Origin of the sequence: Bacillus sp. SD088 (assembly GCF_017355205.1) — a bacterium.
In the GTDB taxonomy this organism is placed as follows: domain Bacteria; phylum Bacillota; class Bacilli; order Bacillales; family Bacillaceae_C; genus Lederbergia.
Map to the genome: position 1 here is coordinate 141233 of NZ_JADIJK010000012.1, position 24967 is coordinate 166199.

The 24967-nt window shown below is 39.4% G+C and carries 14 protein-coding genes; 12 read left to right on the plus strand and 2 right to left on the minus strand.

The features are described 5' to 3' along the window. Window positions 1-141: 141 nt before the first annotated feature. Window positions 142-987 carry an MBL fold metallo-hydrolase gene (locus tag IPU53_RS12390; RefSeq protein WP_207451113.1) on the minus strand — a complete coding sequence of 282 codons (846 nt, stop codon included), beginning with the start codon at window positions 985-987 and terminating at the stop codon, window positions 142-144. 194 nt (window positions 988-1181) lie between these two features. Here IPU53_RS12390 and IPU53_RS12395 point away from each other — a divergent pair, with 194 nt between their 5' ends. Next, window positions 1182-1397: a hypothetical protein gene (locus tag IPU53_RS12395; protein WP_242698261.1), complete on the plus strand. Its 216-nt coding sequence runs from the start codon at window positions 1182-1184 to the stop codon at window positions 1395-1397. 93 nt (window positions 1398-1490) lie between these two features. Here IPU53_RS12395 and IPU53_RS12400 read toward each other — a convergent pair whose 3' ends face one another. Further along, window positions 1491-1598 (minus strand): YjcZ family sporulation protein, encoded by a 108-nt coding sequence (locus IPU53_RS12400; RefSeq protein ID WP_082881265.1) that lies wholly within the window; start codon window positions 1596-1598, stop codon window positions 1491-1493. A 199-nt stretch (window positions 1599-1797) separates the two neighbouring features. On the opposite strand from IPU53_RS12400, the gene IPU53_RS12405 reads away from it, so the two are divergent. From IPU53_RS12405 to IPU53_RS12455, 11 genes are all read left to right on the plus strand, one after another. Beyond that, window positions 1798-3846, plus strand: a complete 2049-nt coding sequence (locus tag IPU53_RS12405) for a catalase (RefSeq protein WP_207451117.1) — start codon at window positions 1798-1800, stop codon at window positions 3844-3846. Window positions 3847-4224: 378 nt separating this feature from the next. Next, entirely contained in the window at window positions 4225-4689 is a 465-nt protein-coding gene (locus tag IPU53_RS12410; protein ID WP_207451119.1) for a GNAT family N-acetyltransferase, read from the plus strand. A gap of 334 nt (window positions 4690-5023) precedes the next feature. Next, window positions 5024-5959, plus strand: coding sequence for a glycoside hydrolase domain-containing protein (locus IPU53_RS12415; RefSeq protein WP_207451121.1), 936 nt, complete (start codon window positions 5024-5026; stop codon window positions 5957-5959). Between the two features lie 599 nt (window positions 5960-6558). Next, entirely contained in the window at window positions 6559-7254 is a 696-nt protein-coding gene (locus IPU53_RS12420) for a 4'-phosphopantetheinyl transferase family protein (RefSeq protein ID WP_207451123.1), read from the plus strand. Between the two features lie 18 nt (window positions 7255-7272). Further along, a complete protein-coding gene (locus tag IPU53_RS12425) occupies window positions 7273-9783 on the plus strand; it encodes an ABC transporter permease (protein WP_207451125.1) in 2511 nt (836 codons plus the stop codon). A gap of 82 nt (window positions 9784-9865) precedes the next feature. Next, on the plus strand, window positions 9866-10570 hold the full coding sequence (locus tag IPU53_RS12430) for an ABC transporter ATP-binding protein (protein WP_207451127.1): 705 nt from the start codon (window positions 9866-9868) through the stop codon (window positions 10568-10570). Window positions 10571-10856: 286 nt separating this feature from the next. Then, a complete protein-coding gene (locus tag IPU53_RS12435) occupies window positions 10857-11792 on the plus strand; it encodes an ACP S-malonyltransferase (RefSeq protein ID WP_242698262.1) in 936 nt (311 codons plus the stop codon). Further along, window positions 11789-12484, plus strand: coding sequence for a thioesterase II family protein (locus tag IPU53_RS12440; RefSeq protein ID WP_207451131.1), 696 nt, complete (start codon window positions 11789-11791; stop codon window positions 12482-12484). Before IPU53_RS12435 ends, IPU53_RS12440 begins: the two co-directional genes overlap by 4 nt. 20 nt (window positions 12485-12504) lie before the next feature. After that, window positions 12505-13752: a diaminobutyrate--2-oxoglutarate transaminase gene (gene ectB / locus IPU53_RS12445; protein WP_396019946.1), complete on the plus strand. Its 1248-nt coding sequence runs from the start codon at window positions 12505-12507 to the stop codon at window positions 13750-13752. 77 nt (window positions 13753-13829) lie between these two features. Then, window positions 13830-17717, plus strand: a complete 3888-nt coding sequence (locus tag IPU53_RS12450; protein ID WP_207451135.1) for a beta-ketoacyl synthase N-terminal-like domain-containing protein — start codon at window positions 13830-13832, stop codon at window positions 17715-17717. A gap of 5 nt (window positions 17718-17722) precedes the next feature. Continuing rightward, window positions 17723-24967, plus strand: a 7245-nt coding sequence (locus tag IPU53_RS12455; protein WP_207451137.1) for a non-ribosomal peptide synthetase, incomplete at its 3' end; no start/stop codon positions are given.

The following is a 24967-nucleotide window of genomic DNA, read 5'->3' on the forward strand; positions in this document are numbered from 1 at the left end:
AAGTTCCAAAGACGAATAATACATTACCTTAGCGAGGGCGTATGCACCTTGGTAGTTAGGCTCATTCCTGGTGAAAATACCTTTTGTCCCAGCCCCCTTTTTTCGTTGCCGAAGACTTTTTGGACAGTTCCTAAATGAGAATTAATTTACATACTTTCCATAATCAGGAATGGCAATTTGATTAAATTCATTGACAAGTTTTTCTAGACTTTTAGTCAGTACTTCTCCTTGTAAAGGTAAACCATGCCCTACAATGGCCGTATCTGGTTTTAAAGCTGCGAGTTTTTGAACAGATTCACGGGCGGCGTCCCAATCTGTTGTTAGATATCTTGGCGGGCCATTAATTTCTTGCTCCTGGGTGAATACTTTATAAAGAGCATCCTGCTTAACAGTAATAAAGGCATCACCTGCGATTAGTGCTCGATCTTCATCCCTAAAAAAGGAGACATGTCCTGGCGAATGCCCTGGTGTGTGTAGCCAACGAAACCCTGGCATATGTGGAACACTTCCATCTTCAGGTAATGCTTGAACATGATTCCCTAATTGAATTGCTTCATTTGGGAAATATGGCGATAGTTTCGCCACTACCCCTCCTTCAACAGTCGCATCAGGCTCTGGATAATCCTTTTCTCCTGTTAAAAAAGGAAGTTCTAACTGATGAGCATATACCGGAATATCCCAGTGCTCAATTAACTCAATCACAGCGCCAATATGGTCGAAATGTCCATGTGTCAATAGGATGGCTTTAGGACGGGAATTCTCCCCAAATCGTTTTTCCGTCTCTTTGATGATGGCTGGAGCAGAATGAGGCATACCAGCATCGACTAAAACAAAAGATGAATCATTCGGTTGCCCTACCATGGCAATATTTACGATTTGTACCGTATAACAATATAGATCCGATAAGACCTCTTGGCCAACACCACTTCCTATAGAAGTAGTGGGGATATATTTATAATCGGATCCATAGGACAGTTCCTTGTCCAATAAAAGAACCTCCTTTAAAATAAAAAAGTGAATCTTGTTTAGTGTTTAGCTTTTAACTGAAAATCATTCAATTTGTTACTGACAAAAGATTGGCTAATTCTTCTATGTAAAACTTTCCGTAAAAAGGTCAATATAAAGATGTAGTTGATTCTAAGTCTTATGCATGATCCACTATAGAAAGGATGTTGTTTGTGATGAAAAGCAATGTTCAGGTTTTACCAATTATTGCTTCAATTGGGGTTGGAGCTGTAGCTTATAGCATGATGACTGGAAAAGCAGGACAACTGCAAAACATGATTCCCCAGTTATCAGGTATGAGTCAACAAGGTAGCAGTCAGCAACAATCTGGAATGAGCCAACAAGGTGGCAGTCAGCAAAGCTCTGAAAACACATCCTCTCAAATGCAATAAGGTTAAAATACTACATGAAATGCAGGTTAAAACAAAAACTCGGATTTAGGAGTTCTCTCCAATCCGAGTTTTCTTTATTATATTTTTGGCTTATTAATATCCATAACCACCGACAAAACCACCGGCCCCTACAATAATCAAGAGGATAAACAAGACAACAATCAGCGCAAATCCGCCTCCGAATCCAAATCCCTCAGACATACAACTCCACCTCCTAAAAATCTTTCAGTATTACCATATGTGAATAAAATGAAGCTGGAAGGATAAATGCCTAGATAATTGTTCTTTCTAATAAAAAATATCTCTGTGAGTAATAATTTAAGCCATTTGTTCTAGATTTAAAAGATTTTCATATGTATCTATGTAGTTGGCAAAACTTTAACACTAAGGGGGATACAACATGGATGATAAGCCATCTAGAAACCAAAAGCCTAAAACGAATGCTAAACAGAAGCAATTAGATCAATATCGTATACATGACGCGGGAAAGCCAATGACGACCCAGGAAGGGAAAAAAAGATCACAGGATCAGGATCAATTAAAGGCTGGTATACGTGGTCCTAGTTTACGTCAGGATTATGAGTTCTTTGAAAAGATGTCCCATTTTGTTCATGAAGAAATACCAGAAAGAGTGGTTCATGCAAGAGGTTACAGCGCACACGGAGAGTTTGAATGTTATCAGTCCATGAGACATGTGACAAAAGCGGGCTTCTTACAGGAAGCGGGAAAAAAGACACCATTAACGATCCGTTTTTCTACTGTACAAGGTGCTAAAGGGTCTTATGATACGGCAAGAGATTTACGATGCCAGGGTGTTAAGCTTTATACAGAAGAAGGAAATGTCGATCTGACAACGATAGCCATGCCTGTATTAATTAACCAAGACGCGATGAAATTTCCGGATGCGATGCATGCATATCAAGCTAAGCAAGCTGATGATATCCCAACGGCAAGCGGAGCCCACGACAGGTTTTGGGATTATGTAGCCAATAACGATGAAGCACTTCATATGGTCCTATGGATCATGTCTGATCGAGGCATTCTAAGAAGTTACCGAATGATGGAATCATGGTCCATTAATACGTACTTATTTGTGAATGAGCAAGGTGTAGCTACCTTTATGAGGTATGTTTGGAAGCCTGTGCTAGGTGTCCATTCCCTGCTGCAGGATGAGGCACTGAAAATTGGTGGGCTTGATCCTGACTTTCACCGACGCGATCTCAGAGAGGCGATTGACCATGGTGCTTATCCTGAATATGAATTAGGTGTTCAGTTGATTTCGATGGAAGATGAATTCAAATTCGACTTTGATGTGCTTGATCCTGCAAAGTTTTGGCCAGAAGAAGTTGTCCCTGTTCAAATGATTGGTAAAATGACACTTAATAGAAATATTGATAATTACTTTACAGAGTCTGAACAGGTAGCGTTTAACCCTGCAAATGTCGTGCCCGGAATTGATTTTTCAAATGATCCTGTCTTACAGGGGAGGTTAGTTGCGTATAGAGATACACAACAACATCGACTTGGCAGCGCCAATTATGTTGAATTGCCAATTAATAAGCCACTCTGCCCGTTTCATAATAATCAGCGCCGAGGTTATATGAGACAGCGAATTGATGTTGACAAGGTGAACTACCATGAAAATTCACTAGCAAATAACACACCATATACGGTGCCTCCAGAAGAAGGCGGCTATGCAGATTATCCGGAGAAAGTAGAGGGCTACAAAATTCGAGCCAGAAGCGATTCGTTCAAGGATTATTTTTCACAACCACGAATCTTTTGGAACAGTTTGACGCCCATTGAAAAACAGCATACTATCGAGGGATTAAGTTATCAAGTTGGGAGCGTAAAAAGCGAATCTGTCCGCCAGCAAGTTGTTGATTTACTTGTTAATGTGGATAAAGAGCTGGCATATATCGTCGCTGATAATATTGGTGTCGACAGGCCTAGTGGTGATAGTGTTGCTGTTTCTACAAGTTACCCTTCTCTTAGCCAGGCCAATACGCCAAAATATGCTTATACTCAAAAAGTAGGTGTGTTGGTAGGTAATGGTTTTAACAGCCAAGAGGTCATCAATGTGCTGAATTACTTAAAGCAAAATGGAGTATTTATAGAAATTGTAAGTGAAAAACTGGGTACTGTTTCCGGAGCAGATGGAACAAAACTCAAAGTTGATAAAACATTTCTTACCACAAGTCCTTATTTAGTGGATACGTTATATGTCGTTGGCGGAAACGCTAGAAATGATGCGAAATTCCATCAAGATGTCATGTCCTTTATAAGAGATGCATACAGCCATTATAAACCAATTGGTGTTGCAACAATGGCACAGTCCCAGTTTCAAATTAAAGCTTCATCAGGTGTCGTTTTTGCCGGGAATAACCCTAACTTTGGAGAGGAATTTATTACAGCGATTGCGACACAACGCTTTTGGGATCGGACATAATTATGCCGACTACGGAGTTGCTAGGGACAAAAGTGTTTTCACCTAAGAAAAACTTGAACTTATAGAGTGTATATACTCCGCTCCGGAAATATATTTCTCTTTCCGAGAGCGAGTGTTAAGTCTCCTCCAGCTTGAGTTGTCCGGGGGCTTACCGAACTCTTATTTCCTGTAGAAGTCTACGTATATTTCCTCCGCTAACGAATGTTTTGTCCCAGCTTCTTTCCATATTCATTGAAATATAAGAAACGTTCCCTAGAAATAGGATACATAATAGTTTCACCCTTTATCGATAACAAAAAAGCGAAAATAAAAACTATTTCATGTTATATTAGAAGATGAGTAAGGCGGAATATGAAAACGCTGTAAAGGGGGAAGAACATGGGAGATCTTTTAGTACCACTTTATCGATTACCGGCTGATGTAAGAATGGATGAAGAGAAAACGTATGCAATTCGCAGACCCATCCCACCGGAAAAACATATTGTGGTGAATTGGGTAAGGCAGCATTTTTCTGAAAAATGGGCGAGTGAGTGTGAAGTTGCTTGTTCGCAAACACCAGCATCTTGTCTTATCGCAATAGAAGGGAATAAGATATTAGGTTTTGCCTGCTTCAATGTTACCTATTTAAATTTTTTCGGTCCAACTGGAGTAGATATTGAGGCGCGAGGCAAAGGAATCGGGCGAGAACTTTTATTACTTAGCTTACTTGAAATGAAGCATATGGGATACGCTTATGCCATTATTGGTGGAGCTGGCCCTGTTGCTTTTTATCAGAAGACGGTAGGTGCTATCGAGATACCAGATTCCAATAATGGAGCTTATAAAGGAATGTTAGATGGCTAGATTGTTTGAGTCGTGCAATAGGCTGGTACCCAGTAACTACTACACTTTGGTTTCTGGGAGCGTTGTCAACATCAGCTCTTCTTTCAGGCTCACTGTGTTTTCTTTATCCCGCATTAACGGGCAGTAATCCCCCACCTCAAGGCTTTAGAGAATACGGAGAAGCACAGGTGGGGGATACACTGCCCGTAAAAGCCCGATTGGTTCAACTAACAATCAGTGGGGGATGAAAGAAAACCCCCACTGATTGAAGGTTCACTTTATCTTAAGCTTTTTGGAAATTCGCCGTCCCCCTTGCTTTTCTTTCAGCATATGAAGGAAAGTAGGGGGGATTTTTATGGGGAAAAAAGGTGATTTTTCCATAGCTGTCATCCTACTTGTTTTGATGATTCCATTATTCTTTTGCATGATTAACAATACGGATTGGACAACAGAGAAGCTTGATAAGGACCATAATCAAAATAAGGAACAAGAACAGCGAGAGAATCAGAACAATCAAGATGAAAAGGACACCAATGGAAAAGAGGAAGACAAGAAAGATAAAAAAGATAAAAAAGATAAAAAAGATAAAAAAGATAAAGGAAAGGCTGAAGACAAAGATAAGACGAATAAAAACCAAGACAGTGAGAAAGTGATCTGGGGTGTAGATTCTGCAAGTGTCACAACAGAAGAAGTTTATGTTTGTGTCAATCGGCATTTCGGAAAACCAGAAATATGGGGAAGATACCTTGGGACTATAGAGGATGTATCACAGGGAATCACGAAAGAGGAAAGCCAATATTTGCATGAGCAAGAGATTAAAGTTTTGGCGATCTATAATCACTTTGATGGAGCGAAGGGATATGATCATGGCGTTGAGTTAGCCCAACATGCCGTTTCCCTTGCAGAAGAGGCTGGACTCCCTGAGGGGAAAGCGATCTTTGCTGATATTGAACCAGAATATCCAGTAAATGCCGCGTTTATCCAAGGATGGTTTGACGGAATCAAAGATGCCTCTTATCACCCCGGGATTTATGGCGTCTTTGCAGAAGAACAGCCCTTATTCAAGGAATATGAACAAGCCGTAAAGGACAGGGAGGAGATCGAGAAGCAACTGATCATCTGGTCAGCTCATCCCCAAATCGAAATTACATCTAAAGAAAAGGCACCAGAATATGAGCCAATTGCACCAGAGGGAAGCTTCTTATTGGGGTGGCAGTATGGGATTGATGCCGAGAAGTGTAATATTGATACAAATCTGTTCAAAGCTGAGATTAACGAATATTTGTGGTAAGACTGGTAGATTTTTTACAAGAAAATAAACGAGACCTCCATCAGTGGAAGTTTTTCAATTCCACTTAGACTGCTTTGGAATTTCCTAGTCTTGAAGTGGGAATTTATGGATGGTTGTACAGGGATAAAAAATAAAAAATGATTATAATTACCTATTTTTTAAAAAGTGGGGGTGAAAATTACCAGTTAAAAAAGAAAAACTTTAGCAGATAGAGAAAAGTTGAAAGAAAATTAAGGGCAATAGACCTTATCGGAATATTCATTGAAAATTTTTAAATGGGAAATTTGTAACAATTTGTTTGAAGCTGTATTTTTACTCCATTGACCGAAGTGTGAACTAATGATATTACTTTTATTTAGGGTAAAACAGATATTACTAATAAAGCTTATTTTTGTGGTTATTTTTCTGAACTTGTTCAGTAGCTACTAGGAATTTCCGAGATGAAACCTTTTCGTTAAGGATATCGTATGGTGAATATGGGAAACTATTCCAATTACAGATCTCTTATGGTTTAAAAAGGAAATAAGAGGGAAAAAAGAAATGATATAAATTTTTTTCTGAATACAATGAAAAATAGTTAGAGAGAGTAAGAGGTAAAAATGATTGAAGTTTATGCTGTAAAAATAGCCTCTCATATAGATGACCAATCTTTTCGTTTAGTCAAAGGAAAAATATCATTAAAGAAAAGAGCGAAAATCGAGAGGTTCAGAAACTTTGCGGATGCCAAAAGATCACTTTTGGGCGAACTTGTCGTTCGATTTTTAATTAGTAGGAAATTAAATATTCGTAATGAAGAGATTATTTTTACAGAAAATGACTATGGAAAGCCAGTATGTATGAATGATCCAAATCTTCACTTTAATATTTCTCACTCTGCGAATATGATTGTTTGTTCCATAGCAACACACACACCAGTAGGGATTGATGTGGAGAAGATTCAATCAGTTGACAATTCGATTATCAAGCATTTTTTTACACAAATTGAAGCTGATTACATTACCAACAGGATGAGAGATCAACAAAATGAAGCCTTTTTCCGGATTTGGTGCGCCAAAGAAAGTTATTTGAAAGCTTTGGGAAAAGGGCTCTATCGATCATTAGATTCATTTTCGATTGTCGTGCAAGAGCAAGACATCAGCTTAAAAGAAAATGATATGAATGACCCCTTTTGGTTTCAAGAGTACAATATTTCACCACAGTATATAACGATTGTTTGCGGGCAATCGCGTGAGTTTGCCCAGATTGAATTTATATCATCAAATGAGTTAATAGATCATTTTATCTATCGGGCTTAAGTGAACTAGGAGGCTTTTATGAGAAGTGTAATAAAGCATATTATGATTAATTTGGTTGAAAAGAAATTCCGAACATTGATTGTCTTACTAACGGTCTTGTTATCCACCTTAGTCGTGTTTATTGGGTTAAGTCTTAATGAGATTATTAATAATACATATACTTCAATGTTAAAAGGTGCTTATGGAGATACGAATATTATTGTTTCGAAATCTGATGATGAACCATTGTATGAGAAGAAAGATTTAGTCACAACAGATGTTTCAATTGAATCACGGAATGACATGATATTTGCCCAAGGGGAAACGAAGGTGACGAATGAAGATGTGGACGTCACTTTAATAGGATTAGATGATGCAGAAGCTGAAGCAAGTGGGTTAGTTGAAAAAATCAATCAAATTGATGGGTTTAAGCTTGAAAAGGATATGGCAATTATTAGTAATCATACTGCCTCAGAGTATGATCTTGATTTAGGAGATAAGCTCTCTGTCGAAGTTGGAGAAGATACATATGAGTATGAGGTGGGAGCGATCGGGAAGGCGAGAGGTGTTTTTTTCTCGGAGATCGATACGATTACCCTTGCCGTTACCGAAGAACAAGTAAATGACATATTTGATACGAAAGATAAGGTGAATACTACCTATTTATCTGTACCGGAAAACAAGATTAGTGAATCGATTGAATCATTAAAAGATGACAATGCTGATTTTCAAATTCAAAATCAATCAACTGCTGCCAATACACGTGATGAAGCTACTTTTGAAACAACGATGATGTTAGCCATTATCACGATTGTTATGATCAGTTCCTATATCATTATCTCTTTGGCAAAATTAATCGCTGTGGAACGAATGCCGGTCGTTGGTACCTTTAGAAGCATCGGAGCCAGCAAGAAATTAACCAATTTTATCTTAACTATGGAGTTTCTATTTTATGGTTTGATTGGTTCTGTTCTAGGAATTGTCGTGGGAGCTGCACTTTTACCATATGTTGCGGATATATTTAATGAATATAAAGAATTCGGTGTCGAAACAGAGGTTAGCTATAATATAACCTATTTAAGTATTGCCTTCTTGTTTGGTGCTTTATTTCCGCCGATCATTAGCTATTTCCAAATTATTAGGATGAATAAAAAACCACTCAAGGAAATTATTCTTAATACGACACACACTGCGCAAAAGCGTTCAATTATTCCTTTTATCATTGGTGTTGTTCTACTTATTGGTGCATTTGCGTTATATTACATCAATCGAACAGATGATCTTGTTATGAGTATTCTTTCCATTCTATGTTTATTTATATCGATTGTTTTACTGATGCCAAGTTTTCTCAATGTTGTATCAAAGGGGATCGACCTTATATTTAAGCGCGTTGGTTCTGGAGAGTTTTTACTTGGTGTGAAAAACTTAGGGAATAATAAAATGGCATCAAATAATTCTAATATGATTATTGTCGTTTTTGTTTTGCTTATGCTTGTTGGCATGATCGCGGATGGGATTGATCAGTACCTGAACAAATCATTAGTTAGGGATTTTGATATTGCCGTCACTGAGACGAAGGATGATATAGAGGATTATGAAGATATAAAAGAGATAGATGGCGTATCAGAAACATACACACAGTATGTGGATACAGCGGAAGCGGAAATCGGTGGTCAAGGAGAGGCATTTGGGGTTATTGGTATTGACAATCTAGATTCTTTTGATTCATTCTTTTCCGGTATTACTTTTCTTGGTGATGCGAAGGAACAATTAAAAAGTACGGATGATGGGGTTATTCTGGATGAATACCAATTAGAACGGTTCGACTTACAATTGGGGGATAAGATCGAGTTACAGCCTCTTGATGCGAATCTTGAACCATTAGATGGTGAGAATTCGACTGTAACGGCCACCGTAGTAGGGGAGATGGAAAGTTTAGGATTCTCCCAAAATAGAGCAACTGCGTTGATTAATTTAAGTTTTTTCAAGAAAGACTTTGAGGGAACCTTGGATCAGATCAATATCAAGGCAACTCCAGGAACTGATCTAGAAAAGCTCAAAAAAGTGATTAGTGATAAATATTCAGATTCTGACATGACAGTCAACACGTTCGATGAAATTTTACAAACACAAAAAAGTACCATTGATACATTGATTCTTGGTATGACGATTATTGTCTTATTAGGATTATTGATTGGAATCCTCGGCATTTCTAATAATCTACTTGTTTCCTTTATTCAAAGAAAACAAGAATATGCTGTTTTATATTCAGTTTGTATGAGCAGAGGGCAATTGGTGAAGGTATTGCTTGTTGAAACATTTATGACGTTTATATCGGTAGTAGCGGTTGGATTTGCAGGCAGTTTAGCCATGAATGTAATTATGACAAAACTCTTGTATGCCATTGGTCTAAGAATCAATTTTCAATTTAACACCGACTTGTTTTTGATTTTATCTGCAGTTGTATTCATATTGTTGCTCCTTTCCATCCTATCAATTATTAGAAAGATTTATCGAATGAACATTGTCCAGAGCCTGCGGTTTGAATAAAGGCGAGACTGCCATCAGTGGAGGCTTTCGGACGGTCACACGGGATAACGGAATGTCAAATTTAATTTAAGCGGAGGTCTATATGGAACAAGTGATTAGAACAGAAGGCTTGCGAAAAAGCTTTCAAAATGGTGGGAAAGAAATTGAAGTAATTAAGAAAATTGATTTGAAGATTCATGAAGGAGAATTTGTTTCAATTATGGGACCTTCCGGATGTGGGAAAAGTACACTGCTTTATATGCTTGGTGGCATTGATGCACCTACATCTGGAAAGGTATTGATTCATAACGAAGATATAAACAAAATGAAAGATAAGCAGAAAAGTAAGTTAAGACGCAAAAATATCGGATTTGTATTCCAATTTTATAATTTGGTACAAAACTTGACGGTGGCTGAAAATGTATTATTGCCGCTGACAATGGATGGGAAAAAACCTCGTCATTACCAGCAAGAGTTAGATGATATTTTACAGATTGTCGGGCTGTTAGAAAGAAAAAACTTTACGCCTAGAGAACTATCTGGTGGGCAACAGCAAAGAGTGGCGATTGCCCGTGCTTTAATTATGAATCCCAGAATTATTCTAGCGGATGAGCCGATTGGAAACTTAGATAGTAAATCCGGAACGGAAATTATGGAGCTGTTCAAAAAGATTAATCAAGAAAAAAACATTACGATTCTGCAAGTGACCCATTCTCAGGAATCAGCAGAGTATGGAAGCAGAACTATTCGCATGTTAGACGGGTTGATTGAATCAGATCAAAAAAATGAAGCACATGTCGTTGTGTAAGTAAGTGTTCAAAAGGGCGGAGAAAAAGGAACAAGTCGGCTAAGGCGCTGACTTCGACGTTCGACAAAGGACGTGTCGGAACTTAGTCGAAGATCCCTTTATCTCGCAGTGTCATTTGTACCTGTGGGATGCAGGCCACAAGGGCGTGGCGATTGTTGGCGCGAATTTAAGCCAACAGGACGTTGCGCCAGAACAGCGCGAACTTAGCTGTTCATCCACTTGATCCTTTTGAACATCCTCTGTAAGGAAAGTAGAAAGAAGGAAGTGAAATGGAACATTGAAAAAGATGGCCTATATGTTTGCAGGGCAGAACTCTGAAAGGCTTGGAATGCTAGGTGATCTATATAGAGAGAGCAGAGTAGTACGGGATACATTTGCAGAAGCTTCTGAGGTGCTGCGATATGATGTTGCCCAAGTATGTTTTGGGGAGGATAGTGACTTTCTTCATCAAGCTGCTGTAAGTGCTCCTATTATTGTAATGGCTCATGTTGCTACGTATCGGCATATCACTGATCAGTACAAATTTAAGCCTTCTTTAATGGCTGGCCACAGTTTAGGGGAATATGGTGCCTTAACCTGTGCAGGTGTCTTGCCCTTTTCGGATGTTTTGACCTTGGTTACTCACCGTGCGAAATTAGCGGATCGCATCGCTGCGGAAAAAGCGGGCGTGATGACAGTTGTTTATCAATTTCCCATTTCTGAGAGTGAAAAAATTTGTCAAGCACTACGAGCAGAAGGAAGATCTGTTTGGATTGGGTGCTATAATTCGCATGAACAAGCCACGATTTCTGGAAAGGCAGCCGATATAACGGAGTTGGAATGGTATGTGGCAAATAAAGGAGGAGCATACAAACGTCTTATGGGAAAATCCTCTTTTCATTGTCCATTATTGCAGGATATCACTGATGAATTTGCTGAGGTGATTCAAGGTGTGGAGATCTGTTCCCCTTCTATTCCTGTGATTTCTAACTACACGGTTATGCCTCATACGATCGACAATATATATGACAATCTCATTCAACATCTCGTCGCTCCGGTTCGTTGGCAAGAGACGATATCGTATATAAAAAGACAGCATGTTGAATTATTGATCGAGCTTGGGAGTGGGATGATTTTAACGAACCTGATCAATCAGGGAGATGAGGAATTACAGGCCTTAAGCTATGAAATCGATAAAGCTCAAATAAATGAAATGGATCTTAGGCAGGTGGTGGGACAATGAAGCTTTATACTATTCCTTATGCTGGTGGTTTTGCTTTTATCTATTATAAGTGGAAAAAATATTTGGACGCTGGTATCGAATTATGTCCAATCGAATTACCGGGAAGAGGAACAAGGGCGAAAGAGGACTTGTGTACATCTATTGAAGCGATGGCTGAGCAAGCTTATAAACAAATCAATGTGTCTAGTGAAGAGTATATCTTGTTTGGTCATAGTATGGGTGCTTATGTTTTATTAGAGGTATATAAAAAGCTCCAAGCTAACAATCGGCCTCTACCCCAACAAGTTGTTCTCTCCGCTATGAAACCACCCCATTTATACATTCACAAACAACACCATTTGCTGGATGAAGGAACATTTAAAGAGAAAATGATGGATTTAGGTGGTCTTCCCGAAGAAGTGATGCAAGATCAAGAATTTTCCGCTTATATTTTGCGGTTATTAAGAAACGATTTTAAAGCAGTCGAGGAATATACAAAGAGGATTGAATTTGTTTTTTCGAGCGATGTTCACCTGCTTAATAGTGAAGCAGATATCAGCCGTGATGATATAGAAGAATGGAATCTATATACTTCCTCAAGTGTTCAATATCACTCATTCGAGGGATCCCATTTCTTTATCAATGAACATCCTTCTGACGTCGTCGAAACGATCAATCAGCTAGTAGAGGAGAAATTATATGTCCATTTTTAATGGAAAGAGAGAGGGTTTCAGTGGAGCCATTTATAACATATGAATCTGAAGTTCGTTACTATAATCGCCATTTTAATGATCTGTTTCATAAAGCTAAAAATGAAGTCATCTATTCAGAAGATGGACAAGAGTATATTGATTTTTTAGCTGGAGCAGGGGCCCTAAATTATGGTCATAATCCTGAATTTATTAAAAAGTATTTGCTTGACTATATCAATGAAGATGGCATCACCCATGGCTTAGACATGTATACAAAAGCGAAGCAAGCCTTTGTTGATACGTTTGTCTCAAAAATTTTAGAACCAAGAAATTTGCAATACAAGCTGCAATTTTGTGGACCAACAGGGACGAATGCTGTGGAAGCCGCTTTAAAGTTGGCACGAAAAATAAAAAAGCGCAACAATGTATTTGCTTTTATGGGGGCATTCCATGGTATGACGTTAGGCAGTTTAGCTGTGACAAGTAACACCTCTAGTCGAGCCGGTGCGTCGGTTCCCCTAAACAATGTGACATTTATCCCTCATCCTGGGGGTCCGATTGAAGTTGATACACTCCAGTATATACGAAATCTCTTAGAGGATGATCATTCAGGTGTGGAAAAACCAGCTGCCATCATTTTTGAAACGGTACAGGCCGAAGGAGGAGTCAACCCTGTTTCAAATGAGTGGCTCCAGGGACTGGAAAGCCTTTGTCGACAACATGATATTTTATTGATTTGTGATGATATTCAGGTTGGCTGTGGAAGAACGGGCACCTTCTTTTCGTTTGAGCGAGCGGGGATTGTTCCAGATATGGTGATTCTATCGAAGTCGATCAGTGGTTACGGCCTGCCTATGTCACTATTATTATTGCAGCGAGAATGGGATGTTTGGAAGCCTGGTGAACATAATGGTACATTTCGAGGGAATCAACTTGCGTTTGTTACTTCTACGGCTTCTCTACATTTAAGGGAAGAGCTGGATTTAGACCAACGAGTCAGCGAAAATGAAAGCTATTTACAACAATTTCTAAGTGATCATCTTTGTGCCATTGATCGGAGAATCAAAATCCGCGGAATCGGAATGATATGGGGCATTGATTTGAGTGCTTTTGAAGAGAGTAGCTTAACAGATCGAATTATAGATGACTGTTTTTACTCTGGTCTGATTATTGAAAATGCTGGTCGACAAAGTCATGTTCTCAAAATTTTACCGCCTTTAACAATCTCTAGAGAAAAGCTTGAAAAAGGCTGTCAGATTTTGCGGGAAGTTTTAGAAGCTCATCTTTAACTAGCATATCCTGAGATAGTTGAAAAAGTTATGATTTATAAAATCCATGCTGCGTTTCTAGAAAGGAGGAGAATGGTTTGCCTGAACAGATTGATATTCCATATACGACGTTAACAGATATATTTATAGATAAAGAGGATGAGAAGGAAAAGGGAGTCTCTTTTATCCTCAATAAGACAGATGAAGAATTTTATTCGTATGATTCGATTTTGCGTAAAGCGAAGAAGCTGTTAGGCTTTCTGCAAAATAAAGGGTTAAAACCGAAGGACCATGTGGTCTTGCAATTGGCGAATAACAAAGAATTTATTCTTACATTTTGGGCATGTGTATTGGGAGGGATGATTCCAGTACCGATTATTGCGGAGGAAGTGGATGAGCATAGGCGAAAACTGTTTAATGTGCTCAAAACATTGGAAGATGCCTTTGTGATTGGAAGGTCTACTTCATTGAAAAAGATTGAAGATTTTGCCTATAGGAAGGGACAGGATGTTCAACTTATTCAAAATTCGTATTTAGAGATTGAAGAGGCCATCGCATATGCGCATGATGGGGACGTTTATACAGAGACAAAGCCAGAAGACATTGCTTTTATTCAGTTTTCTTCAGGTTCTACAGGTGCTCCAAAAGGGGTTGTATTAACCCACCAAAATCTGCTGACCAATATGGATGCAATCATCTCGGGTGCGCAAATCGCAGAAGATGATGTACTTGTATCGTGGATGCCGTTAACACATGATATGGGCTTGATTGGTTGTCATCTAACGGTTACTAGTATGAATGTGATGCAATATTCGATGAATCCTTTGCTTTTTGTTAGGCGGCCAGCTTTATGGCTCAAGAAAATTGATGAACATCAGGCGACAATTATTTCTTCTCCAAACTTCGGTTTGGAATATTCGATGAAAGCAATGGACAGGCATCAGGAGCAGTTCGATTTTTCATCTATAAGAATCATTATTAATGGAGCGGAACCCATTTCTGTTTCAATATGTGAACAATTCCTGCAAAGAACCTCCGTTTTTGGAATGAACCCTAATGCCATGTTTCCAGTTTATGGAATGGCAGAAGCCTCACTTGCTATCGCTTTTCCACTAATAAATGAACAGATGAATAGCGTGATTGTCGACAGATCGAAATTAAAGGTAGGGGATCGGGTTCAGTATCTTCAAGATCATGAGAAAGAAAATGCTTCGTCTTATGCGGATGAGGGCTTTGCCGTGAAAAATTGTGAGATTCGAATATGTGATGAAGAGGATAATCTATTAGATGAGGACCGATTAGGGTTAATTCAAATAAAAGGTCCGAATGTGACACCAGGTTATTATCGAAATCCCGAAGCAAATGAAAAACAGTTCACCCAAGATGGGTGGTTAAGAACCGGGGATTTAGGCTTTTTTCATCAAAGACGCTTGATCGTCGTAGGACGCGAAAAAGAAATGATTATTTTAAATGGACAAAACTACTTCCCTAATGATCTTGAACAGGTTGCTGGTGAGCTTGAATCAATCGATGAAAACAAGATTGTGATGACTTCTGCTCATGTGAAAGGAACAAGTAGTGAAAAAGTTGTTGCTTTTGTCGTACATAAGGGAGATATCGACACATTTGTCCCTCTTTCTTTGCAACTAAGATCTCATATTTCGAGAAGCTGTGGTGTTACGTTAGATGAAATTGTCCCTGTTGCTAAAATACCTAAAACCTCTAGCGGTAAGCCAATGCGTTTCAAACTTCGAGATGAATTTGAAAATGGGGAATTTAATGAAGTCCTCAAGCAATGTTCTTTGCTAGCAGGGCAAGAGCAGCATGATTCTAAAGGGAAATACAACGAGAATAGCGGAAAAAATAAACGTCAAGATGTTGCAAAAGAAATTTTAAGGATTTGTCGAGAGGTTTCTCCAGATCTTAATCTGGGGTTAACAGATCATTTCTTTGATTATGGAGTGAACTCGCTATTATTAAATCAAATTGCAGCCCGCATAGAGGAAGTATATGCTGTTGACTTGCCTGGCGAAATTTTCTTTAAATATCCCAGTGTCAATCAAGTAGCTGCCTATATATGTGGCGAGGAAAAACCAATCCAAGTGAATGCCCTTCGCGATCATATTGATGGAGCAAAGGACCGGGCGGATATAGCGATTATCGGGATGGCAGCCACTGTCCCTGGAGCGCTGGATATATCGGAGTTCTTTGGAAACCTATGTGGAGGAGTGGAAAGTGTTGGGAGCATTCCGCCAAAACGACGGGCAGATATCGAAGCCTATTTGAACAGCGCACAGGTTGAAGGGGAAGTCGATCCACAGAATGCGGGATATCTATATGAAATTGATAAATTTGACTATCACTTTTTTAAAATCCTAAAAAAAGAAGCGATTGCCATGTCTCCTGCTCAGCGTCTATTTTTACAAACGGCTTATTCCTCATTAGAGGATGCAGGGTATGGTGGAACAGCGTTAAAGTCTAGCAATACAGGGGTGTATGTTGGGTATTTGGCAGATGTGAATGGACATCAATATCAAGACATTCTGCGGCAATCAGCAGATTCGCAAACAGCGACAGGTTTATTAAGTTCAAATATAAGTGGCCGAGTTTCCTATTTCATGGATTTCAAAGGTCCAAGCATGAATATTGATAGTGCATGTTCTTCATCAATGGTCGCTCTCCAGCATGCCTGTACAGCGATTCGAAATGGAGACTGTGATCAAGCGATTGTAGGTGGTGTTGAAATCAAAACAGTACCAATAAAAAAAGAAAAAAGAGTAGGCTTTGAGTCAACTGATGGTCATACCCGCCCGTTTGCTGATGAAGGAGATGGAACAGGGGAAGGAGAAGGTGTTGTCTCCATCCTGATTAAACCATATAAAAAAGCGATAGAAGATAAAGACAATATCTATTCAGTGATTCGTGGCATCGGTGTCAATCAAGATGGTTATTCAGTGGGGATTTCTGCACCTAATCCTGCTGCTCAAACTGAACTCGTCCACCATACGCTTGAAAAGACGGGATTGCGAGCTGAAGACATTTCTTATATTGAAGCCCATGGTACGGGAACGCAATTAGGAGATCCAATAGAAATGACTGCTTTGACTGATGCCTTTCGTCTGTCCACAGATAAAAAACAATTTTGTTCGATTGGATCAGTTAAATCGAATATCGGGCATTTGTTTGCAGCTTCTGGGCTGGCAAGTATTGTTAAAACTTCCTTGATGTTAAAGCATAAAAAAATCCCAGCAACGATTAATATTGAAAATTTGCACCGTAATATCAATTTTGAAGAGACACCTTTTTGGGTGAACAGACAATATAAAGATTGGCAAGTTGAAACAGTACCACGTCGTGCTGGTGTCAGTAATTTTGGTTTTTCTGGAACCAATGCTCATGTCATCTTAGAGGAATATATCGATTCTCAGGAAAGGGAACGTGAAGACAAAGCTTATCCAATTATTTTTTCAGCACATTCGCTGCAAGAACTAGAGGATATCGTGAAGAAATATCATCTGTTTTTTACTAAACAAAAAGAATTGGATATAGCTGACGTAAGTTATACATTAGCGAGAGGAAGAGGGCATTATCCGTATCGGATGGCTTTCATTGTCAGGAATTTAGCGGAATTAGTGGAGAAATTAGATCGCTATCAATATACAACTAATTTGCTGGATAAGAGATATGTTGGGCTCGTGAAAATGGTCAATGGGTTAAATGCCAACCAATCTTGGAGAGATGTTACAACAGAAGAGCAACAACATTTGCAACAGATCACAAGTAATCTCCTTGACTCATTCCAACAACAAAGTGAAAAGAACCGAGAACCTTTGCTGGAAAAAATATGTAATCTATATGTTCGCGGAGCTGATCCACAATGGGAAACACTTTTTGAGAAAGAGACATTTAAGCGGGTAAGCTTACCTATTTATCCATTTAGAGCGACAAGATGCTGGCCGGAAACAAATGATCAAGTAAAAGGGTGATGAGGATGTTGGATTACGAAAGGATTGTCAATAGACTAACAACAATGGTTGAGACAACCGCAAGAATGGAGCCAGGTGAAATCAATGAATTTGAAAATTTAATTGAACTTGGCGCAGATTCTATGATTCTCACAGATGTCAATGGATTGATTAGAGAGGAATTTGGTGTGGAAATTCCCATGACCTTATTTTTCTCCGATCTAACCTCTATACGAGAAATAGCTGATTATATTTATCAACAGCAAGAAGCAAGCAGTCCAGTTGTGAGTCAAGAAGAGGTTGTAGAGGAACAAGCTGAGACAGAGGAAATTGAACCAATCGAAAATCAGCAAAGACAAACGGTCATGGATGAGGTGTGGGCAGCAAAAGAACAGTTCAGTTCAGCTCCAGTGAGTTCGAGTGATAATGGATTACAGCAGTTATTTTCTCAACAATTAGCGGTGATCAATCAGCAGCTTCAGCTTCTGTCTCCTCAACAGGAAGTAGCAGCGACAGTGGTTAAAGCGCCGGATCCCGTGGCTCAAGACCGAAACGAGCCAAAACCGTCCTCTGCTTCTCCACGTTCAGTTGTGGAGAAGCCGGAAAAAAGGGTGGAGACGAAACAAAAATCATATGTACCATTCCAAAAATTAAATTTAGCGAGAAAAGATAAAGATCCGAAGCAAGAACAGCAGTTACAGGAGTTAATTCAAAAATATAATCAAAAAACGCCTTCCTCCAAACAGTATGCTGAAAACTATCGAAATGTTTATGCGGACTGGAGAAATATCGCCGGTTTTAAGCCGAATATTAAGGAAATGGTATATCAGCTAGTCTTTGAAGATAGCAAAGGGTCTCGTATTACGGATATAGATGGCAATGAATATATAGATTTAGCAATGGATTTTGGTGTGAGCCTATTTGGTCATAATCCAGATTTTATCAAAAACGCGATTGTCGAAGAAACAGCTCAAGGTTTTCCGCTCAGCTTAATCTCGCGTTTATCAGGTGAAGTTGCCCAGTTGATTTCCGAGATGACGGGCGTAGAGAGAGTTTCCTTTTTTAATTCGGGAACAGAAGCTGTGATGGTCGCGATTAGATTAGCCCGCGCGATTACAGGTAAGGATAAAATCGTCATTTTCTCCGGTTCGTATCACGGTACATTTGATGGTGTGCTGGGGATGGATGCTATGTCCAAGGAAAAAGGCGCAGCTTCCCCGATCGCAGGCGGCATTCTCCAAAGTTATATCGATGGTCTATATGTTCTTGAGTATGGTCACCCTGAGTCGCTAGCGTTTATTGAAGAACATCGTGATGAGATTGCCGGTGTCCTTGTAGAGCCTGTACAAAGTAGAAGACCAGATTTACAACCGAGAGAGTTTCTCCATCAATTAAGAGATGTAACATTGAAGACTGGAATCCAGTTAATTTTTGATGAAATGATCCTTGGTTTCCGTCTTGGTCCTGGAGGTGCCCAGCAGTTTTTCAACGTAGAAGCGGATCTTGTCACTTACGGAAAAATCGTTGGCGGTGGAATGCCGATCGGGATTGTCGCCGGAAAACACGAGGTGATGGACTGTCTAGATGGTGGGATGTGGCATTATGGAGACGAATCAACACCTCCTTTTGAAAATAAAAGGACCTTTGCAGGAGGAACCTTCTGTCACCATCCATTGACAATGGCCGCAGCAAAAGCAGTATTGCTTAAAATAAAGGAAGAAAGTCATGATATTTATCCAGCTCTTGCGGCGAAAACCAAATATCTTGCGGACACATTAAATGAATTCTTCCAAGAACATGAGGTTCCAGCTGAAATTGTCTATTGTGAATCATTGTTCCGCTTTGTGTTAAGGGGAAATATGGAACTCTTTTATTATCATCTGCTGTCAGAGGGAGTGTATATTTGGGAAGGGCGAAATTGTTTCTTGTCAGCTGCCCATACAGATGATGATATCGAAGATGTGATTCGGATTGTGAAAGAAACTTGTTTGAAAATGAAAACTGTCTTTTTTGCGAAAAAGAGTGAGGACTCAAAAAAAAACAATAAAGTTCCTTTAACTCATCAACAACAAGAGATGCTGGCCTCTGAAGTCGTTCATCCAAGCACGAGTGCCTTTAATCAACCTGTTTTATTAAATATTCAAGGAACTCTCGATCGACAAGCATTAGAACAAGCACTCCGATCCATCTCGAAAAGACATGAAGCTTTACGGTATACAGTGTCCGATGATTTAGAGTGTTTAAAGGTTGGGGAACCAGCTAAGCTCGACTTAACAGAGCTGGAGGTTCGTTCTGAAGAGGAGCAGGAAGTGATAAGTGATTGCATCCATACTTCCCTAGATGTTCAGAATGGTCCATTAATCAAAGTTTTTCTCTTACAACCTCCTGATCAGCAAGAGCAAACGAAACTACTCGTGATTGCGCATCATCTTATTATGGATGGATGGTCGATTTCCGTCTTTTGTGAGGAATTGATTGAAGCGTACAATAGTCAATTGCAAAATCGCGCACCGAGCTTTCGTGAAGTATTGCCATACAGTGAATATAGGAGACAAAGGGAAAATGTATTACAAAGTATTGATGAGGAAAAAATCAAAAGCTTTTGGAGAGAGTATTTACCAAGCTATCCTACCCGGTTGCGTCTTCCACAACGGGATCCGTTGACAATGTCGGAGCATAACAAAGAAGGAAGTCGATTCACGTATCGTCTAGATGCTGCTTTTCTTAAAAAAATACGAAAGCTTGCAGCCAATGTAAAAAGTAGTCCTTTCCTTGTGCTGCTCACGACGTATCAATTTATGCTAAGGGAAATTTCGCAACAGAACGATTTTATGATTGGTGTTCCGATTGCAGGACAACAAGCGTGTGCGACGAGATCCTTAATTGGTGATTGTGTGTCAATGGTGCCACTCCATGTGCAACTTAATCAGGACAGCAATATGGCGACAGCAGTGGCTAAGAATCAAGCGATCTTCCAAAAATTTGAGAAGATGCATCATGCAACACTGTATGATTTCACGGGAAATGAAGATTTTGTCCAACCCGAATTAACGATTTTATTTAATATGGATCGCATGCCAAAAAATAACCATTTTCTTGGGACAGAGACGGAATTATTACCGATTCAAGTGCAAAATGTAGGATATGATCTGTTCTTTAATTTGACCGAATTTCAAGGGGAAATTATTTTCGATATTGACTTTAATACGAATAAAATCTCCGAAGCAATGGTTACGAGATGGATGCAGCTATATATTGATTTGTTGGAACAGATCTGTAACCAGCCTGGCTTTTCGTTGTATGAATTAGACGTTTATTCAGAAGAAGATGAAAAGATTAGGAAACAGGCGATTGAACAAGGAAATTGGGATGAATTATCCAAAACCTTGCAAATAAATGAGCAAGATATGGAGATTAACGCCGCCAATTTTACGGCCTATGTTTTAAGTGAGGAAGGAAAGCCAGTCCCCACGAATAGCTATGGATTGTTGTATATCGGTTCCGATCGTTTAGCGCTCTATCCTACAGGCTGGATTGCTAGATTTACGGCCAATAGAGAATTGGAACTGTTTGGACCAGAAGAACGGTGTTTTTATGAAGGAAAAACATTTGTGAGTCTCTGGTTAGTAGAACAGGTGATTCGGAAACATCCAGATATCTGTGAAGTAACGGTAAAACGAACCCGAGATCAACAGAGTTTGGAAGCTTATATCACCTGGGCGACGGATGAAGGGGCAAAAAGTGATCTGCCTAAATGGTGTCAAAGCAAACTTCCTTTTGCTTTTATTCCTCACAGGTTTTATCAAGAGGTCGGTGATGGACAAGCCGCCATTTTACTTGAATTTACGAATGAAGCATTGAATCATGAAGAACAAATTGTTTTTGATATAGTCAAAGATTTAATTGGAAATGGACATTTTCATAAAGACGACCATCTGATGTCACTTGGCATGAACTCATTAAACTTATTGAAATTGATTTCAACATTGCAGGAAGTTTATGATGGCATTCGCATTCCGATGTCCATGCTAGTGGAGGAATTGACTGTCGAAAATATTGCTAAGACGATTCATGCATTAGGAGAGGAAGGACAAGCAGAAGCGATCCCGCAAATTGCGTCTGCCGCTCATTATGAAACGTCCGCTCCCCAACAGAGAATGTATGTGATTCATACATTAAATAAAGAAAGTCTGAATTATAATCTTCCATCTGTTGTCAAAGTAGCAGGGGAGTTTGATATAGAAAAATTTAAAGCAGCGGCAAATGCTTGTCTACAGAGACATGAAATTTTAAGAACGACGTATGAACAGGTAGATGGAGAAATCGTTCAAATTGTCAATGAGCAAGTTGAATTGCCGGTTGATTTTAAAGAAATAACGACAGAGGTAGCGGAAGGCGAGCTCATTCAGCAAATGACAGCGGAATTTGTCCGCCCATTTGATCTACAGAAAGCACCATTAATGCGAATGAAGATTGTGAAAAGAAGTGAACAGCTTCATTATATCTTTTTCGATTTTCATCATATTAGTTTTGACGGATCAAGTGCACTTATTTTTGCCGAGGAAATGATGTCCGCTTATCAGGATAAGGTCTTAGCTCCGCTTCCAATTCAATATAAGGATTTCGCTCACTGGCAAAATAAACAGGAGCAATCCGAAGAGATGAAATCTCAACAACAGTATTGGCAGGAGCTATTGCAGACGGCTTCACTTAACTGTGGATTTCCGACTGATTTTACACGTCCATTAGAAAGAACCTATGCAGGCAATACGATTGAATATCAATTAGATCAAAAGCTAAAAGCGCGGATAACAGACTTTTGCCGGGAACGGGAATGTACACCGTATAGCTTCTTCCTATCGACTTTGAACATCCTTGTATCGATTTATTCAGGTCAAGCAGATGTGACGATTGGGACATTGGTTCATGGACGGAATCATCGGGATATAGAAGGTTTAATCGGGATGTTTGTCAATACATTGCCGATGGTTCATTCGGTTCCCTCCGAACAAACCTATGACGAATATGTAAAACATGTACAAAAATCTGTGATGCAAACATTTGCTCATGCAGATGTTCCGTTTGATCAGATTGTCGAGTTAGCTGGAACAAAAAATGATATTGGCCGCAATCCTCTGTTCGATGTGATGTTTTCTTATCAAGACTTTGACCAACTTTCTATTCATACTGATCAAGCAACATTTGAATATCAGGATTTATTGCCAGATGATAGCAAATTTGATACAGAGTTTGAAGTGATTGATCAGGAAGAAGGCTATACGATCACGCTGCAATATGCAACAGAGCTTTATAGAGAAGCAAGTATTCAGCGGATTCTGCAACACTTTGTCACATTGATTGACAAGGTATTGAGCAACCCGACTGCTAATTTGACAGAATACCAAATTTTGACGAAGCAAGAAAGACAGGAACTACTGCAATTCAATAATCAGGATCATTCTTATTCAGAAAAGACGATCATTGATCTATTCGAGAACTGGGCTGTCAAGACACCAGATAAGATTGCCGTGGTCGATGAGGAGCATGAGCTGACCTATCAGCAATTAAATGAACAAGCAAATCATATTGCTCGATTATACATGAATTTGGGCCTTGAAGAGGAAGACGTAGTCGGGATCATGCTTGAACGGTCACTGCAAATGATTAGTAGTGTCGTTGGGGCCTGGAAAGCTGGTGGAGCTTATTTACCACTTGATTTGGCTCATCCAATGCAACGAAGGATTGATATTTTACATGAAGCCAATGTGAAATTTGTTGTGACACTATCTGAATATGTAGAAGATGAATTTAGAGAAGCCTATAAAGGGAAAATTATTTATTTGGATCAAATAGAGCAGGATCTATCCCATTCTTGTGAAAATCTAGGGAAGCAGGTATCACCGACTAATCTCGCCTATATTCTGTTCACCTCAGGCTCTACAGGAAAACCAAAAGGCGTGATGATCGAACATCAAGGAATGTTAAATCACATTCTTGCAGAGCAGAACGATTTAAAGCTGGATGACAAGCTTGTGTTTGCGCAAAATGCGAATCAAACCTTTGATATCTCGGTTTGGCAGTTATTTGGACCGTTAGCGTTAGGTGGAAAAACAGTTATTTATGCTCAGCAAATTGTCTTAGAACCTGAAAAGTTTGTTCAGAAAATCGCAGCTGACCAAATTACTTTATTAGAGATTGTGCCGAGTTATTTAACGGTTATGTTAGATGAACTCGAAACGCAAAAGTACTCATTTCCATCATTGCAGTCGTTGATTATTACAGGGGAAACGGTCCCGCCGCATTTAGTTGAGCGCTGGTTTCAGTCTTATCCTGATATTGAGGTAATTAATGCCTATGGGCCAGCTGAAGCGTCGGATGATGTTAGTCAATACCGGCTATCGACAATGGCAGATGGGCTGTCACGGGTTCCGATTGGGCAACCTTTGCGTAATGTAAGAATTTATGTTTTGGATAAATATAATCGTTTATGTCCGCCTGGTGTAGCCGGTGAGCTTTGTGTAGCGGGGATCGCTGTTGGGAGAGGATATGTGAATAGTCCTGAGAAAACGAGACAAGTCTTCTGTGAGGATCCGTTTACCGAACGAAAAACGGAACGAGAAAGAAGAATGTATCGTACTGGAGACCTAGCTAGATGGTTACCAAATGGTCAACTAGAATATTTAGGCCGTATGGATAATCAGGTCAAAATCCGCGGTTTTCGCATTGAACCAGGTGAAATTGAAGCCGTTATTCGTAAACAAATTGGTATACAGGAAGTGGCAGTAGTAGCTAAAAAGGATCATGCAGATGATCTCTCCTTATGTGCTTACCTCGTCGCCAATGAAACGAGTGAAATCGAAAAGGATCATTTGAAAGCAGCGATCCGCAAAGAATTACCCGAATATATGGTGCCAGATCATTTTATGATGCTGGAACAATTACCTGTAACAAGCAACGGGAAATTAGATCAAAAGAGATTGCCAGATCCACAGTTTGATCGTGAAACGAGTATCTTGGAACCACGCTCAGAAACGGAAAGAGTTTTAGTGGGAATCTATCAAGATGTGCTTGGTGTCAAGCAGATCAGTGTTGATGATCATTTCTTTGAACAGGGGGGACACTCGTTAAAGGCAACAAAAGTGATGAATCAAATAGAAGTGCGACTTGGCATTCGGCTTCCGTTAAAAACAATTTTTACTCATCCAACAGTGGAACAACTAGGACAACAGATTGAGCTTCATCCAACGGATGCAGATACTCAACCAATCACT

What these genes read in the sequence shown, in the direction of transcription:
- IPU53_RS12395 (WP_242698261.1), top strand. Translation starts at nt 1,182, where the DNA reads ATGAAAAGCAATGTTCAGGTTTTACCAATTATTGCTTCAATTGGGGTT.
- IPU53_RS12400 (WP_082881265.1), bottom strand. Translation starts at nt 1,598, where the DNA reads ATGTCTGAGGGATTTGGATTCGGAGGCGGATTTGCGCTGATTGTTGTC.
- IPU53_RS12405 (WP_207451117.1), top strand. Translation starts at nt 1,798, where the DNA reads ATGGATGATAAGCCATCTAGAAACCAAAAGCCTAAAACGAATGCTAAA.
- IPU53_RS12410 (WP_207451119.1), top strand. Translation starts at nt 4,225, where the DNA reads ATGGGAGATCTTTTAGTACCACTTTATCGATTACCGGCTGATGTAAGA.
- IPU53_RS12415 (WP_207451121.1), top strand. Translation starts at nt 5,024, where the DNA reads ATGGGGAAAAAAGGTGATTTTTCCATAGCTGTCATCCTACTTGTTTTG.
- IPU53_RS12420 (WP_207451123.1), top strand. Translation starts at nt 6,559, where the DNA reads ATGATTGAAGTTTATGCTGTAAAAATAGCCTCTCATATAGATGACCAA.
- IPU53_RS12425 (WP_207451125.1), top strand. Translation starts at nt 7,273, where the DNA reads ATGAGAAGTGTAATAAAGCATATTATGATTAATTTGGTTGAAAAGAAA.
- IPU53_RS12430 (WP_207451127.1), top strand. Translation starts at nt 9,866, where the DNA reads ATGGAACAAGTGATTAGAACAGAAGGCTTGCGAAAAAGCTTTCAAAAT.
- IPU53_RS12435 (WP_242698262.1), top strand. Translation starts at nt 10,857, where the DNA reads ATGGCCTATATGTTTGCAGGGCAGAACTCTGAAAGGCTTGGAATGCTA.
- IPU53_RS12440 (WP_207451131.1), top strand. Translation starts at nt 11,789, where the DNA reads ATGAAGCTTTATACTATTCCTTATGCTGGTGGTTTTGCTTTTATCTAT.